Annotated in this window: 12 protein-coding genes, 2 rRNA genes and 1 riboswitch (1 of these 15 running past the window's edge); of the genes, 13 read left to right on the forward strand and 1 reads right to left on the reverse strand. The window is 46.6% G+C overall.

Going from position 1 to position 16,554, the window contains the following annotated elements:
* Together ACUXV2_RS00280 and rrf are read left to right on the forward strand one after the other, a co-directional pair.
* Nucleotides 1–2,929: ribosomal RNA gene (locus ACUXV2_RS00280) — 23S ribosomal RNA — on the forward strand (it extends 6 nt beyond the left edge of the window).
* A gap of 99 nt (nt 2,930–3,028) precedes the next feature.
* A 5S ribosomal RNA gene (gene rrf, locus ACUXV2_RS00285) occupies nt 3,029–3,145 on the forward strand.
* Between the two features lie 815 nt (nt 3,146–3,960).
* Here the strand turns inward: rrf and ACUXV2_RS00290 are convergent.
* The gene (locus ACUXV2_RS00290) at nt 3,961–4,833 is read right to left on the reverse strand and encodes a TetR/AcrR family transcriptional regulator (RefSeq protein ID WP_446245078.1); all 873 of its coding nucleotides are present in this window, start codon (nt 4,831–4,833) and stop codon (nt 3,961–3,963) included.
* Between the two features lie 160 nt (nt 4,834–4,993).
* Here ACUXV2_RS00290 and ACUXV2_RS00295 point away from each other — a divergent pair, with 160 nt between their 5' ends.
* From ACUXV2_RS00295 to purF, 11 genes are all read left to right on the forward strand, one after another.
* Nucleotides 4,994–6,505, forward strand: a complete 1,512-nt coding sequence (locus tag ACUXV2_RS00295; protein WP_446245079.1) for a DHA2 family efflux MFS transporter permease subunit — start codon at nt 4,994–4,996, stop codon at nt 6,503–6,505.
* Between the two features lie 688 nt (nt 6,506–7,193).
* Nucleotides 7,194–7,724 carry a DUF2179 domain-containing protein gene (locus ACUXV2_RS00300; protein ID WP_446246970.1) on the forward strand — a complete coding sequence of 177 codons (531 nt, stop codon included), beginning with the start codon at nt 7,194–7,196 and terminating at the stop codon, nt 7,722–7,724.
* Complete coding sequence (locus ACUXV2_RS00305; RefSeq protein WP_446245080.1) at nt 7,721–7,921, forward strand: NETI motif-containing protein; 201 nt, start codon at nt 7,721–7,723, stop codon at nt 7,919–7,921. The genes ACUXV2_RS00300 and ACUXV2_RS00305 overlap by 4 nt, the downstream gene beginning before the upstream one ends.
* Nucleotides 7,922–8,008: 87 nt before the next feature.
* A riboswitch (purine riboswitch) is annotated at nt 8,009–8,110 on the forward strand.
* Between the two features lie 146 nt (nt 8,111–8,256).
* Complete coding sequence (purE, locus tag ACUXV2_RS00310) at nt 8,257–8,736, forward strand: 5-(carboxyamino)imidazole ribonucleotide mutase (protein ID WP_446246971.1); 480 nt, start codon at nt 8,257–8,259, stop codon at nt 8,734–8,736.
* The gene (purK, locus tag ACUXV2_RS00315; RefSeq protein ID WP_446245081.1) at nt 8,723–9,883 is read left to right on the forward strand and encodes a 5-(carboxyamino)imidazole ribonucleotide synthase; all 1,161 of its coding nucleotides are present in this window, start codon (nt 8,723–8,725) and stop codon (nt 9,881–9,883) included. Before purE ends, purK begins: the two co-directional genes overlap by 14 nt.
* On the forward strand, nt 9,880–11,178 hold the full coding sequence (purB, locus tag ACUXV2_RS00320; protein ID WP_446245082.1) for an adenylosuccinate lyase: 1,299 nt from the start codon (nt 9,880–9,882) through the stop codon (nt 11,176–11,178). Before purK ends, purB begins: the two co-directional genes overlap by 4 nt.
* Nucleotides 11,179–11,283: 105 nt before the next feature.
* Nucleotides 11,284–12,009 carry a phosphoribosylaminoimidazolesuccinocarboxamide synthase gene (gene purC, locus ACUXV2_RS00325; protein ID WP_446245083.1) on the forward strand — a complete coding sequence of 242 codons (726 nt, stop codon included), beginning with the start codon at nt 11,284–11,286 and terminating at the stop codon, nt 12,007–12,009.
* On the forward strand, nt 11,997–12,251 hold the full coding sequence (gene purS / locus ACUXV2_RS00330) for a phosphoribosylformylglycinamidine synthase subunit PurS (protein WP_446245084.1): 255 nt from the start codon (nt 11,997–11,999) through the stop codon (nt 12,249–12,251). Before purC ends, purS begins: the two co-directional genes overlap by 13 nt.
* Nucleotides 12,248–12,934, forward strand: a complete 687-nt coding sequence (purQ, locus tag ACUXV2_RS00335) for a phosphoribosylformylglycinamidine synthase subunit PurQ (protein ID WP_446245085.1) — start codon at nt 12,248–12,250, stop codon at nt 12,932–12,934. The genes purS and purQ overlap by 4 nt, the downstream gene beginning before the upstream one ends.
* A complete protein-coding gene (gene purL / locus ACUXV2_RS00340; RefSeq protein ID WP_446245086.1) occupies nt 12,918–15,152 on the forward strand; it encodes a phosphoribosylformylglycinamidine synthase subunit PurL in 2,235 nt (744 codons plus the stop codon). Before purQ ends, purL begins: the two co-directional genes overlap by 17 nt.
* A complete protein-coding gene (gene purF, locus ACUXV2_RS00345; RefSeq protein ID WP_446245087.1) occupies nt 15,128–16,549 on the forward strand; it encodes an amidophosphoribosyltransferase in 1,422 nt (473 codons plus the stop codon). Before purL ends, purF begins: the two co-directional genes overlap by 25 nt.
* Nucleotides 16,550–16,554: the final 5 nt, after the last annotated feature.

Raw genomic sequence — 16,554 nt, forward strand, 5'->3', positions numbered from 1 at the left:
GTTATGAAGGGCGCACGGTGGATGCCTTGGCACTAGGAGCCGATGAAGGACGGGACTAACACCGATATGCTTCGGGGAGCTGTAAGTGAGCTTTGATCCGGAGATTTCCGAATGGGGGAACCCATTGTTCGTAATGGAACAATATCCATATTTGAATACATAGAGTATGGAAGGCAGACCCAGGGAACTGAAACATCTAAGTACCTGGAGGAAGAGAAAGCAAATGCGATTCCCTGAGTAGCGGCGAGCGAAACGGGATGTAGCCCAAACCAAGAGGCTTGCCTCTTGGGGTTGTAGGACACTCTATACGGAGTTACAAAGGAACGGAGTAGACGAAGAAGTCTGGAAAGGCTCGTCAAAGAAGGTAACAACCCTGTAGTTGAAACTTCGTTCCCTCTTGAGTGGATCCTGAGTACGGCGGGACACGTGAAATCCCGTCGGAAGCTGGGAGGACCATCTCCCAAGGCTAAATACTACCTAGTGACCGATAGTGAACCAGTACCGTGAGGGAAAGGTGAAAAGCACCCCGGAAGGGGAGTGAAAGAGAACCTGAAACCGTGTGCCTACAAGTAGTCAGAGCCCGTTAACGGGTGATGGCGTGCCTTTTGTAGAATGAACCGGCGAGTTACGATCCCATGCAAGGTTAAGTCGATGAGACGGAGCCGCAGCGAAAGCGAGTCTGAATAGGGCGAATGAGTATGTGGTCGTAGACCCGAAACCAGGTGATCTACCCATGTCCAGGATGAAGTCCAGGTAACACTGGATGGAGGTCCGAACCCACGCACGTTGAAAAGTGCGGGGATGAGGTGTGGGTAGCGGAGAAATTCCAATCGAACTTGGAGATAGCTGGTTCTCTCCGAAATAGCTTTAGGGCTAGCCTCATGTGTAAGAGTCTTGGAGGTAGAGCACTGTTTGGACTAGGGGCCCTCATCGGGTTACCGAATTCAGACAAACTCCGAATGCCAAAGACTTATCCATGGGAGTCAGACTGCGAGTGATAAGATCCGTAGTCGAAAGGGAAACAGCCCAGACCACCAGCTAAGGTCCCAAAGTATACGTTAAGTGGAAAAGGATGTGGAGTTGCTTAGACAACCAGGATGTTGGCTTAGAAGCAGCCACCATTTAAAGAGTGCGTAATAGCTCACTGGTCGAGTGACTCTGCGCCGAAAATGTACCGGGGCTAAACGTATCACCGAAGCTGTGGATTGACACCTCTAGGTGTCAGTGGTAGGAGAGCGTTCTAAGGACAGTGAAGTCAGACCGTAAGGACTGGTGGAGTGCTTAGAAGTGAGAATGCCGGTATGAGTAGCGAAAGATGGGTGAGAATCCCATCCACCGAATGCCTAAGGTTTCCTGAGGAAGGCTCGTCCGCTCAGGGTTAGTCGGGACCTAAGTCGAGGCCGATAGGCGTAGACGATGGACAACAGGTTGATATTCCTGTACCACCTCTTTTCCGTTTGAGCAATGGGGGGACGCAGGAGGATAGGGTAAGCGCACTGCGGATATGTGCGTCTAAGCAGTTAGGCTGATGATGAGGCAAATCCCATCATCGCGAAGGCTGAGCTGTGATAGCGAGCGAATTATAGTAGCGAAGTTCCTGATTCCACACTGCCAAGAAAAGCCTCTAGCGAGGAAAAAGGTGCCCGTACCGCAAACCGACACAGGTAGGCGAGGAGAGAATCCTAAGGTGAGCGAGAGAACTCTCGTTAAGGAACTCGGCAAAATGACCCCGTAACTTCGGGAGAAGGGGTGCTCTTTGAGGTGCATAGCCTCGAAGAGCCGCAGTGAATAGGCCCAGGCGACTGTTTAGCAAAAACACAGGTCTCTGCGAAGCCGTAAGGCGAAGTATAGGGGCTGACGCCTGCCCGGTGCTGGAAGGTTAAGAGGAGTGCTTAGCGCAAGCGAAGGTGCGAATCGAAGCCCCAGTAAACGGCGGCCGTAACTATAACGGTCCTAAGGTAGCGAAATTCCTTGTCGGGTAAGTTCCGACCCGCACGAAAGGCGTAACGATCTGGGCACTGTCTCAACGAGAGACTCGGTGAAATTATAGTACCTGTGAAGATGCAGGTTACCCGCGACAGGACGGAAAGACCCCGTGGAGCTTTACTGTAGCCTGATATTGAATTTTGGTACAGCTTGTACAGGATAGGTAGGAGCCTTGGAAACCGGAGCGCCAGCTTCGGTGGAGGCGTTGGTGGGATACTACCCTGGCTGTATTGAAATTCTAACCCGCGCCCCTTATCGGGGTGGGAGACAGTGTCAGGTGGGCAGTTTGACTGGGGCGGTCGCCTCCTAAAGAGTAACGGAGGCGCCCAAAGGTTCCCTCAGAATGGTTGGAAATCATTCGCAGAGTGTAAAGGCACAAGGGAGCTTGACTGCGAGACCTACAAGTCGAGCAGGGACGAAAGTCGGGCTTAGTGATCCGGTGGTTCCGCATGGAAGGGCCATCGCTCAACGGATAAAAGCTACCCCGGGGATAACAGGCTTATCTCCCCCAAGAGTCCACATCGACGGGGAGGTTTGGCACCTCGATGTCGGCTCATCGCATCCTGGGGCTGTAGTCGGTCCCAAGGGTTGGGCTGTTCGCCCATTAAAGCGGTACGCGAGCTGGGTTCAGAACGTCGTGAGACAGTTCGGTCCCTATCCGTCGTGGGCGCAGGAAATTTGAGAGGAGCTGTCCTTAGTACGAGAGGACCGGGATGGACGCACCGCTGGTGTACCAGTTGTCTTGCCAAAGGCATCGCTGGGTAGCTATGTGCGGAAGGGATAAGTGCTGAAAGCATCTAAGCATGAAGCCCCCCTCGAGATGAGATTTCCCATCACTTTATGTGAGTAAGATCCCTAGAAGATGACTAGGTAGATAGGTCAGAGGTGGAAGCATGGTGACATGTGGAGCTGACTGATACTAATCGATCGAGGACTTAACCACAAAGAGTCATTTTTAAATGAACACAAGCGGCAATACCGGTAATCTTGACATCAATCCTTTATCTAGTTTTGAAGGAACAACCCTTCAATTGAATATTCGTCTGGTGATTATGGCGAAGAGGTCACACCCGTTCCCATGCCGAACACGGAAGTTAAGCTCTTCAGCGCCGATGGTAGTTGGGGGCTCTCCCCCTGTGAGAGTAGGACGTCGCCAGGCAAATAGGAAAGAGCAGCTCTTAGGAGTTGCTTTTTTTGTTTGTGTTTTTGTTTGTGAAAGTAAAGGGTGGATTTCGGATAGGGAGTGGTTTTGAAAAATTAAGAGTAAGATTTGAAAAATTATCTGGTTTTTTGAAAAAATATGACCCGGAATTGAAAAAATAATCATCAGTTTTGAAAAAAGTCTCCTCATTGCCAAATGACACAACTTCGAACGATTCCCGAATCAGTGTATCTTCATCATTTCATTGAAAATCATCAAACTTTTCCCTTTTTAAACTCTTTAATTTGTCTCTTTTTAATAAAAACCCTCGTTCTTGAAAAAAAGCAAGTCATGTTTTTCTTAATATATTAGTATTTTATTCAAATTTCAAGAAATTGAATACAGGTTGGAGGCCATAACGGTTATTATCGAATATCGAGTTTATATCAGCGAAAACAACGAATGTATTATCGAAAATCTAACTTTTATCGCCGAAATTGAAAATCCTTTTTAAAACGCAATAGGATATGATCAACTCCGCATCCTTATTCTCGCAAACCAGCATTTATTATCAAAACCAAGACGTTTATTATCAAAAATCCCAAAATATTATCAAAACCGAAGCTTTTATTATCAAAAACCCAAATATATTATCAAAAACCTATTCCGCCTCATTATCCGGACGCCTGCCCCAATGTCTCCACCAACCAATTCAGAACCATCCATCATCGTAACCCCCGTACCTTATCCCGTTCCACACCAAACAAATAAGCCACCGGAACATAACCATTCCAGTGGCTTCTCATTTTCTAAGGATTAATAACGCCTAATCGTCAAACAGCCTTCAAATAATTCCACACCATATTCGTGAATTTGTGTGCGTGGGATTCATGATCTGTCTCATTGAATAATTGCTGAAAAGGTTTTAAGAGCGGTTTAAGGACACTTTTTCGGATGCGTTCTCGCTGCAGTTCGTTTGTGATGGCATCGAATAGGTCCTGCTGCTCCTCGTTGAATGAACAGTGCTTTTGAAGTCGGTCTGCAAGATCAAGAACATCAGATTTCGTCACAGTGCGTTTGTCTATGTTGGATTGCAGCAGGTCTATTGCAGAATGACTCAGCATCGACGTACCATTTTTCAACATGAACGGAATGATCAGTTCGATATATGACAGGACAACTTCGACCAGCCGCTCTAAGGGATAGGAGCTGTTCGTCACCTTCATGGTAAATAATAAATATTGAAGCATGCCATAAAACAGTACGGTACCCTCAAATGCAACTTCCCTGATTTCATCCCCCATGACTTCGATGAAACGGCTGGACAGCCATTCCATTTCAATCATCCGGTGCTGCATCACCAGTTTCTTCAGGTCAGCTTCATTTGAATACAAGATGGCCTCGAAAAGGACATTTAGATTCCGTTCTTTATTCAGCTTTATTATGATGGTGATTTGTTCGATCAAAACATTTCGGTCCTTTGCGTCCTTGCCGATTTGCATCGCGACTCTCTGCTGGCTAGCGTCATAACGCAAGTACTCTAGTATATCTGCAATACAATCATTTTTAGAAGAGAAATAATTATAGAACGTCCCTTTTGATATGTTTGCTTTTTCAATGATTTCCTGGATTGAAGTCTGCTGGAAACCTTTCTCTATAAATAATGATAATGCGATGTCTGCCACTTTTCTTTTTCGATTATTCATACCTTCCTCCAGTCTTCTCTCTATAGTGTAGTATAGTTTTCTTGGACTGGAAATACAATATTTTTATACTACCAGTATAAATGTGTTGATTTATTTGAACTATGGGTATAAAATAATTCGAGTGACAAAATAAATATTAAAAACATAAAGGGATGAGGGTATGGACTCAGCATTACAAGATAAAAAACCGCCATATTTAATGTTGGCGATTCTTTTCATTGGAGCTTTCGTCGCATTTTTAAATAACTCGTTATTAAATGTAGCTTTGCCATCGATTATGATGGATTTGGAAATAGCGGATTACTCAACGGTACAATGGCTTGCTACCGGCTATATGCTTGTGAGCGGGGTGTTGATCCCGGCATCGGCATTTTTGATCACGCGCTTTTCGAATCGTCATTTAGTCATTACTTCTCTCGCTATTTTCACATTGGGTACTGCATTGGCTGCCTTTGCACCGAATTTCGGTTTGCTGCTTACAGGACGCATGGTTCAGGCTGCAGGTTCCTCTGTCATGGGGCCGCTTCTGATGAACGTGATGTTAGTCAGCTTTCCACGTGAAAAGCGCGGAGCAGCGATGGGTGTCTTCGGGTTGGTCATGATCACTGCACCTGCGATTGGACCTACACTATCCGGATACATTGTAGAACATCACGACTGGCGTTTATTATTTGAAATGATATTGCCGCTGGCTGTCATGAGTTTATTATTGGCCATTTGGAAATTCAGAAATGTAATGGAACAAAACAAAGAGGCAACTCTTGATATGTTGTCACTTGTTCTTTCCTGCATCGGTTTTGGTGGGTTGTTATATGGATGCTCCACTGCAAGTTCCGACGGCTGGACGGATGTGATTGTACTATCCACATTGATAGTGGGAGGAATTGCACTAGCTGCATTCATCATCCGTCAATTCAAGATTGAAGAGCCGTTATTGGATCTGCAGGTGTATAAGTATCCGATGTTTGCACTGGCATCCGTGATTGCGATTGTCAATGCAGTCGCTATGTTCTCAGGAATGATTTTGACACCGGCATATGTTCAAAGTGTTCGAGGCATTTCACCATTGGATTCCGGACTGATGATGCTTCCGGGAGCGATCATCATGGGGATCATGTCGCCGATCACTGGTAAATTATTTGATCGATTCGGTCCGCGTCTTTTATCACTGACCGGCCTGGCCATTACAGCCATTTCAACTTACATGCTGGCTCATCTGCAATTGGATACCAGTTATGCACATATCATCATGATCTATACGCTGCGTTTATTCGGTATGTCGATGGTCATGATGCCGATCATGACGAATGGGTTGAATCAATTGCCTAATCGTTTGAATCCGCACGGAACGGCGGTTAATAATACAGCTCAACAAGTATCAGGGTCTATCGGTACAGCAATCCTGATCACGATCATGAACACTGTTGCCAAAACAGAGGGTGAAAGCTTGATGAGCGGTGTCGATCCTGCAACCTTAACGGAGGCATCGACGGCTGCTTTGACACAGCAATCGCTGCTGGCTGGGATTCAATATTCATTCTACGTAGCACTTGGAATCAATATTGTAGCATTGATCTTGGCGCTCTTCGTTAAACGCGTGGATACAAGTGAAGATGCAGTCAAAAAAATCGAAGGCCAACACAAGCCTGCATCCAAACCAGCAACAGTTTAATAAGTAAATGAAATGAGGTTCAACGACAGTGATGAGATTTCATCATAAAAGTCGTTGAACCTTTTTTAACATGCTCGATTAAAATTTGTTATTGTTTTAACTGGTTCCCGCTGTTGATTGGAGTGGAAGACGAAGACTCCTAACAGAAAAGCGGAAGGGCTTTGAATAGAGGCGGTTCGGCTTATGACATGTGCCTAAGCCCTGGAGCTGGACAGTTCCTCGTTCAATTCTAAAGCGAAGTCTTCCACGGAGATCAACAGCGGAGTTGAAAACAAAAAAATAGACAAAAGCTACAGCTAAGCTTTTGTCACCAAATAAAGAAATTTAGAATGAGCCTCATTTTATAAAGATTCTTACACGAAAGGAAGTGGCGTTTCCTTTCGACGAGGAGTGAAATCTTTATTCATAAGCAAGTCTAATGATAACCGGTCAAAAAGTGAAAACTATTAGAGTAAGATTAGAATTTGATGAGAAAATTCGCAGCAGGATTGAATAAAGTATGTTTTCTGCCTGCTGAATTAGGAAAAAACATTGATAGGAATGATTTTTCTAAAAATTGTCACTTACGGCACGGGGATTATTTTGCGTTGGATGGTTCAACTTTTATCATTTTTTTAGTAGAATTAATACTTAATTTGGGTATGTGTGGCAGAGGAGGAATGACGAATTGTTAGAAAATAGTGTAATGATGGTACTGATCATTTTAGTGATAAATATTGTGTACGTGTCGTTTTTCACGATACGGATGATTTTGACTCTTAAGGGCTATCGGTATTTTGCAGCATTCGTGAGTACGTTTGAGGTAGTCATTTATGTGGTCGGGCTTGGGCTTGTCCTGGACAACTTAAATGAAATACAGAACTTGATTGCGTATGCGGTCGGGTATGGTATAGGTGTCGTTGTCGGGATGAAGATTGAAGAGAAGCTTGCATTGGGGTATATTACGGTTAATGTGATCACCAAAGAATATGATAAATCCCTGCCTGATGAACTTCGTTCGAAAGGATATGGTGTGACGAACTGGGAAGCGAATGGCCTGGAAGGGAATCGGATGGCCCTTCAGATCCTGACTCCAAGGAAATACGAGATGAAGCTGTATGCGACGATTAAAGAGCTGGACCCTAAAGCGTTCATCATTGCGTATGAGCCAAAGACGATCCACGGCGGGTTCTGGGTGAAGACTGTCCGAAATATACGTAAAGGAAAAATCAAAGTATGAGCAAAAAAAAGCTGTTATTTGAAGTACAGGAACACGAATCAATCGGTGATTGTCTGGACCGTATGAAGGAAGCGGGGTATATGCCGGTCAGAAGGATGGAGAAGCCTGTTTTTGAAGAGAAAAAGGACGGAGGGAAAACGGATGTTGTCCCTGTAAGACAGACAATTGTGTTCGAAGGAAAGAAAATAGAAGAGTGAATTTGGTAAAAACCGAACATTAATTTTCAGACATTTAAAATCGTTCGATTATTCGTTGACAGTGCCGTGAAATAGCGGTATGATGAAGACAAATGAATCGAATACCCTCATATAATAATGGGAATATGGCCCGTAAGTTTCTACCTGGCTGCCGTAAACGGCCGGACTATGAGGGGAAGTGACTGTCTGGATACAGAATCGTCATTAGACCCTGGCTAAAAGGGCTGATTCTGTACGGTTAAAATACCCAGATCAATTGCTTTCTCTCATGTAGTAGAGATCAATTGATCTGGGTATTTTTTTGTGGGAAATTACTAGTGGAGGTGCCTGTGACGATGATATCGGTCATTATGGGAAGTACGTCAGATTGGGAAACGATGAAACACGCATGTGACATGCTGGAGGAGCTTGAAATTCCGTATGAAAAGCGGGTCGTATCGGCTCACAGAACACCTGATTATATGTTTGAATATGCGGAGTCTGCAAGGGATAAGGGAATAAAAGTCATCATTGCAGGAGCGGGCGGTGCGGCCCATCTCCCAGGTATGGTGGCGGCGAAAACGACACTGCCGGTCATTGGGGTCCCGGTCCAATCGAAGGCGCTGAATGGGATGGATTCACTCCTTTCCATCGTACAGATGCCAGGAGGGGTGCCGGTAGCAACGGTTGCCATTGGAAAAGCAGGAGCAACTAATGCAGGCCTTCTTGCAGCACAGATCCTTTCCATCGAGGATAAAGAATTGGCACTTACGCTTGAGAATAGACGGGAAGCCTTAAGGGAAAAAGTGTTGGAAAGCGGTGATGACCTTGTTTAAGAAAATGATTCTGCCGGGACAGACAATCGGGATCATCGGCGGCGGCCAGCTTGGCCGGATGATGGCTCTCGCAGCAAAGCATAACGGGTTCAGGATTGCCGTATTGGATCCCTCCCCGGAATCACCTTGTGCACAGGTGGCAGACTTGGTGATCACCGCTCCATTTGATCAGTATGAGGCGCTTGACCGCCTGGCTGATGCATCGGATGTGATTACATACGAGTTTGAGAATATCGATTACGAAGCATTGAAATGGCTTTCTGGCAGGGCTTATCTGCCTCAGGGAGCTGAACTGATCCGTATCACACAGGACCGCATCACAGAAAAGGAAGCCCTCACATTGGCTGGCGTCGAAGTGGCACCCTATGCTGTGATTAAACAGGAAGAAGACATCTATGATAATATAGAAAAGCTTGGCTATCCAGCGGTATTAAAGACATCGAGGGGCGGATATGACGGCAAAGGGCAGTTCGTGATCAGGAGAGTGGAAGAAGTAAGCGAAGCGGCTGTGCTTTTAGAAAATGGACCATGTGTCCTTGAGAAATGGATCCCTTTTGAAAAAGAGTTATCAGTGATCGTGACCAGGAATCCTGACGGACAGCAGACGCATTTTCCAGTAGTGGAAAATATCCATGTGGATAACATCCTGCATGAAACGATTGCTCCGGCTCGCATCGCTGATGACATTTCACGGAAAGCGGTTCATATGGCTGAGAAAATCAGCGAGACACTTGATCTGGTGGGGACGCTTGCCATTGAAATGTTCCTTGCGGAAGACGGGTCCATCTATATCAATGAATTGGCACCGAGACCGCATAATTCAGGGCATTACTCAATCGAAGCGTGCGATTCCTCTCAGTTCGCCCAGCATATCAAAGCAATTTGCAATTGGCCGCTTGTTCAGCCTTCCTTATTAAAGAACGCTGTGATGGTTAACCTATTAGGTGAGCATATAGAACCTATAATGAAAGCTATTCCAAATCAACCTGACTGGTTTGTTCATCTGTATGGCAAAGATGTGCCGAAGGTGAAAAGGAAGATGGGGCATGTCACGATTTTGACGGATGACGTTGAGGAGACGCTTTCGGCTGTGAACGATGCCGGGGTTTGGAAGGTGCAGGAAAAGATCGGAGGACGAATGAAATGATTGAACGTTATACACGCCCTGAAATGGGAGCGATTTGGACAGAGGAAAACAGGTTTCAGGCTTGGCTTGAAGTAGAAATACTGGCATGTGAAGCATGGGCTGAGATCGGCGATATTCCAAAAGAAGATGTTGCCAAGATTCGTGAAAACGCAGGTTTCGATGTCAATCGCATCAAAGAAATCGAAGAAGAGACTCGCCATGACGTTGTTGCTTTTACCAGAGCCGTTTCTGAAACGCTAGGAGAAGAAAGAAAATGGGTCCATTACGGACTGACATCGACAGACGTGGTCGACACGGCTCTTTCTTATCAACTGAAACAGGCGAATAAGATTATCCTGAATGATCTTGAACGATTCGTAGAGATTTTGAAAAATAAAGCGATCGAGCATAAGCATACGGTCATGATGGGGAGAACGCATGGTGTCCATGCTGAGCCGACGACTTTCGGTTTGAAGCTTGCCCTTTGGTATGAAGAGATGAAGCGTAACGTTGAGCGTTTCAAAGCGGCTGCGGATGGAGTGGAATTCGGTAAGATTTCCGGCGCGGTCGGAACATATGCAAATATCGATCCATTCGTTGAAAAGTATGTGTGTGAAAAGCTTGGCATCAAGCCGGCACCGGTTTCCACCCAGACGCTTCAGCGTGACCGCCACGCTCACTATATGGGCACACTTGCGCTGATTGCGACATCAATTGAGAAGTTTGCAGTGGAAGTGCGCGGACTTCAAAAGAGTGAAACGCGTGAAGTGGAAGAGTTCTTTGCAAAAGGTCAAAAAGGATCGTCTGCAATGCCTCATAAGCGCAACCCGATCGGTTCCGAGAACATGACGGGGATGGCGCGTGTGATCAGAGGGTACATGATGACCGCTTACGAAAATGTGCCATTATGGCATGAGCGTGATATCTCTCATTCTTCAGCAGAACGCGTGATTCTGCCGGATGCGACGATCGCCCTTAATTACATGCTGAACCGCTTCGGTAATATCGTGAAGAATTTGACGGTATTCCCTGAGAACATGAAGCGCAACATGGATCGTACGCTCGGGTTGATCTACTCGCAGCGCGTCCTTCTTGCCTTGATCGATAAAGGCATGGCGCGAGAGGAAGCATATGACACGGTGCAGCCGAAGGCAATGGAAGCATGGGAGAAACAGGTTCCGTTCCGTTCGCTGATCGAGGAAGAAGGTACGATCACATCCAAGCTTTCTCCAGCGGAAATCGATGACTGCTTCGATTACAACTACCACCTGCAGCATGTCGATACGATTTTTGAACGCTGTGGATTGGTGGAATAGGTACTTCGACAACTAGATAGGGAAGGGATTTTTTAGGGATCCCTCCTTTTTTTATCCTGATATAGACTGAAGATTGCCAATTTTGACATAACAGGGGGATTTCACATGGAAAAAGGGACGCTTTTATACGAAGGAAAAGCGAAGCAGATTTATTCCACCAGTGATGAAGAAGTCGTTTGGATTCAGTACAAGAATTCCGCCACTGCTTTTAACGGGGAGAAGAAAGCGGATATCGACGGCAAAGGGGTTTTAAATAATAAGATTTCGAGTCTGCTATTTTCAAAGCTTGCAGAAAAGGGCATCGAGAGTCATTTCATCAAGCAGCTGTCCGACCATGAACAGCTGGTGAAGCGGGTCGATATCATCCCTCTCGAAGTTGTAGTGAGGAATGTGATCGCGGGAAGTCTTTCCAAGCGCCTTGGCATTGAAGAAGGGACCGAGATGCCGAAGCCGGTCATCGAGTTCTATTATAAAAATGATGACCTTGGGGATCCGCTGATTACGGATGATCACATAGATTACTTGAAGATTGCTTCAAGGGAAGAACGTGACGTGTTAAGGGAGATGGCACTTCAAGTAAACGAAGTCCTTCAAGGAATCTTTAAAGATGCAGGTGTCATTTTAGTAGACTTCAAGCTTGAATTTGGTAAGGACCTTGACGGTAAGATCCTGCTCGGTGATGAAATTTCACCGGATACATGCCGCCTGTGGGACGCGGAGACGAAGCAAAAGCTTGATAAAGATGTGTTCAGAAGAGAGTTAGGCAGTTTAACAGAAGTATATTCAATCATATTAGAACGCTTAGGGGGAAATCATCTATGTACAAAGTAAAAGTTTACATCACATTAAGGGAAAGTGTATTGGATCCACAGGGAAGTGCTGTTAAACAGGCGCTGCATTCAATGGAGTTCAAGGCTGTTGAAGATGTGCGCGTCGGAAAGTATATGGAGCTTACTCTTCCGTCCACGGTCGAGAATGTCGAAGCTGCTGTTGAAGAAATGTGCCACCGCCTATTGGCAAACCCTGTCATCGAGGATTATCGATACGAGATCGAGGAGAGTGTGACTCAATGAAATTTGCGGTGATTGTATTTCCTGGTTCTAACTGTGACATTGATATGTATCATGCGATCAAGGATGAAATCGGAGAAGAAGTAGACTACGTTTGGCATGATGACCTTTCTCTTGAGAACTATGATGCCGTTCTGCTGCCTGGTGGATTCTCTTACGGGGATTACCTCCGCTCTGGAGCGATTGCACGCTTCTCAAACGTCATGAAAGAAGTCGTGAAAGCGGCAGAAGAAGGCAAGCCTGTATTGGGTGTCTGCAACGGGTTTCAGATTCTGCTGGAAACGGGATTATTGCCAGGGGCGATGCGCCGGAATGACAGCTTGAAGTTCATCTGCAAGACCGTTCCTCTAACGGTTGAGAACAATGAAACAATGTTTACAAGCAGCTATGAAAAAGGAGCGGAAATTCAAATTCCGATTGCTCATGGAGAAGGGAATTATTTCTGTGATGAAGACACGCTTGATAGCCTGAAGGAGAACAATCAGATTGTGTTCACCTACAGCGGGGAAAATCCGAACGGAAGCGTGGCGGATATTGCGGGAATCACGAATGAGCGCGGAAATGTCCTCGGGATGATGCCTCACCCGGAACGTGCGATGGACACTTTATTAGGTAGTGAAGACGGGAAGAAACTTTTTCAATCGATTGTCAAACACTGGAGGGAAAAACATGTCGTTAATGCTTGAACCAACCCCATCAAAGGTGAAAGAAGAACAGCTTTATCGTGAAATGGGATTAACAGACGAAGAATTTTCAATGGTGGAAAACATCCTGGGAAGAACACCTAACTACACGGAGACCGGACTTTTCTCGGTCATGTGGTCAGAACACTGCAGCTATAAAAATTCCAAGCCTGTCCTCAAGAAATTCCCGGTAACAGGCGAGCGTGTTCTTCAAGGACCTGGAGAAGGAGCTGGGATTGTTGATATTGGCGATGATCAGGCAGTGGTGTTCAAAATCGAAAGTCATAACCACCCTTCAGCGATTGAACCTTATCAAGGAGCGGCGACGGGTGTTGGGGGCATTATACGTGATGTATTCTCGATGGGAGCGAGACCTATTGCACTCCTCAACTCTTTACGCTTTGGAGAGCTGGATTCTCCTCGTGTTCAGTATCTATTTAAAGAAGTAGTCGCGGGAATCGCGGGCTACGGCAACTGCATCGGCATTCCGACGGTCGGAGGGGAAGTGCAATTCGATGCTTCGTACGAAGGCAACCCTCTCGTCAACGCAATGTGTGTCGGATTGATCGATCATAAGGATATTAAAAAAGGCCAGGCGCATGGTGTAGGAAACACGGTCATGTATGTGGGAGCGAAAACCGGCCGTGACGGAATCCATGGCGCAACATTTGCTTCAGAAGAATTGAACGAAGGTTCTGAAGAGAAACGCCCTGCCGTTCAGGTTGGAGATCCATTTATGGAGAAGCTTCTTTTGGAAGCGTGTATGGAGCTTGTCCAAAACGATGCGCTCGTCGGGATTCAGGATATGGGGGCGGCCGGCTTGACCAGCTCGTCTGCGGAGATGGCTTCTAAAGCTGGTTCCGGGATTGAAATGAATCTTGATCTTGTCCCTCAGCGTGAAAGAGGCATGACAGCCTATGAAATGATGCTTTCGGAATCACAGGAGCGCATGCTGATCGTCGTTGAAAAAGGCCGTGAGCAGGAGATTGTTGATCTATTTTCAAAGTATGACCTAGAAGCGGTTTCGATCGGGAAGGTGACCGATGACAAGCGACTTCGTCTTCTTCATAAAGGGGAAGTGGTTGCGGATGTACCTGTCGATGCCCTTGCCGAGGAAGCACCTGTTTACCATAAACCATCTAAGGAAGCGGCTTACTATAAGGAATTTCAAGCAATGGAAACTCCGGTGCCGCAAGTAGAAGATTATAAAGAAACGCTGCTTGCTTTATTGCAGCAGCCGACGATTGCGAGTAAAGAATGGGTGTATGACCAATACGATCATCAAGTCAGAACGAGCACGGTTGTCAGCCCAGGATCGGATGCAGCGGTCGTCCGTGTGCGCGGGACGAGAAAGGCGCTTGCTATGACGACGGATTGCAACTCTCGCTATCTCTACTTGGACCCTGAAGTCGGCGGGAAGATCGCAGTAGCGGAAGCAGCCCGTAATATTGTTTGTTCTGGTGGTATCCCGCTAGCGATCACTGACTGCCTGAACTTCGGTAATCCTGAAAAGCCTGAAATCTTCTGGCAGATCGAGAAGTCTGTGGACGGAATGAGTGAAGCGTGCCGTGAGCTTTCCACACCGGTCATCGGAGGAAACGTGTCGCTTTATAATGAATCGATGGGTACGGCTGTTTATCCGACACCTGTTGTAGGGATGGTTGGACTTGTGGAAGACCTTGATCATATTACGACCCAAAGCTTCAAGGAAGCAGGAGATCTTATTTATCTCATCGGAGAGACACGCGCTGAATTTGGAGGAAGTGAACTTCAGAAGTTGACGGAAGGAAAGATCTTCGGTCAGGCTCCAGCCATCGACTTGAAAGCTGAGCTTCGCCGTCAAATGCAGCTGCTGGAAGCCATTCAAAAAGGACTCGTTGCTTCTGCTCATGACATCGCAGAGGGTGGCCTTGCCGTTGCTCTTGCAGAGTCGACATTCGGTACAAGAGGATTGGGAGCGGAAATATTTGTGAACGGCGACTGCCATATTTCCGAATTGTTCAGTGAAACGCAATCACGCTTCCTGGTTTCTGTAAAACCAGAACATCGTGAAGAGTTTGAAAGACTGGTAGGAGAAGCAAAGACAGTCGGAGCGGTAAAAAAAGACGGAGAGATTACGATCGCATCCCGTCAAGGTGACATTCTTATACAGGCGACTGCTGATGAGCTGGAGTCAGCCTGGAGAGGAGCGATTCCATGCTTGCTGAAATCAAAGGCTTAAATGAAGAATGCGGCGTGTTCGGGATTTGGGGACACCCGAACGCCGCCCAAATCACATACTACGGCCTTCACAGTCTGCAGCATCGCGGACAGGAAGGCACCGGGATCGTCGTATCGGATGGGGATACGCTGCGCGGTCATAAAGGGGAAGGTCTTGTTACGGAGGTTTTCCAAGAAGGTTCGATTGAAAAGCTGACAGGGTACGGTGCAATCGGGCACGTTCGATATGCGACTGCCGGGGGCGGAGGATATGAAAATGTCCAGCCCCTCCTGTTCAACTCGCAAAGCGGCGGGCTTGCTCTTGCGCACAATGGAAACCTGGTCAATGCGAACGCCTTGAAGCATCAGCTTGAGGGACAGGGGAGTATTTTTCAAACAACCTCGGATACGGAAGTGTTGGCTCACTTGATTAAAAGAAGCGGTTATTATCAATTGAAGGACCGTGTCAAGAACGCGTTGACGATGTTAAAAGGGGCATATGCGTTTCTTGTCATGACAGAAACGGAGATGATGGTGGCACTGGATCCGCATGGACTGCGTCCGTTATCCCTTGCTAAACTTGGCGATGCATATTGTGTGGCATCTGAAACCTGCGCCTTTGATATCGTGGGCGCTGAATTCGTCCGTGATATCGAACCGGGGGAGCTTGTGATCATCAATGATGAGGGAATCACTTCGGAACGGTTCAGTTCTTCAAATGGAAATGCAATGTGCACGATGGAATATGTGTATTTCTCAAGACCGGACAGCAATATCCAGGGAGTCAATGTCCATTCAGCCCGTAAACGGATGGGGATGGAACTTGCATATGAAGCCCCGATCGAAGCGGATGTTGTGACAGGCGTGCCTGACTCAAGTATTTCAAGTGCGATCGGTTACGCGGAGGCATCTGGTATTCCTTATGAGATGGGACTCATTAAGAATCGTTATGTCGGACGTACGTTCATTCAACCTTCTCAATCACTGCGTGAACAGGGTGTGAAGATGAAGCTTTCACCGGTGAGAGGTGTAGTTGAAGGGAAGCGCGTCGTAATGGTGGATGACTCCATCGTCCGAGGTACAACGAGCAAGAGGATTGTCAGCATGTTGAAGGAAGCTGGAGCAAAGGAAGTACATGTATGCATCAGTTCCCCTCCTATTAAAAACCCATGCTTCTATGGAATTGATACGTCTACTCATGAAGAATTGATTGCGTCTTCTAATTCAGTGGAAGAAATGCGGGAAATCATCGGAGCGGACTCATTGACGTTTTTAAGTACAGAGGGTGTATTGAAAGCGATCGGGCGCAGCGATGCGTCGGAAAACCGCGGGCAGTGCCTTGCCTGTTTCACCGGGAAGTATCCGACGGAAATTTACCCGGATACACTTCATCCTCATGAAAAAGAGCTTGTGAAATAGGGGGA

Source organism: Rossellomorea sp. NS-SX7 (genome assembly GCF_052828565.1).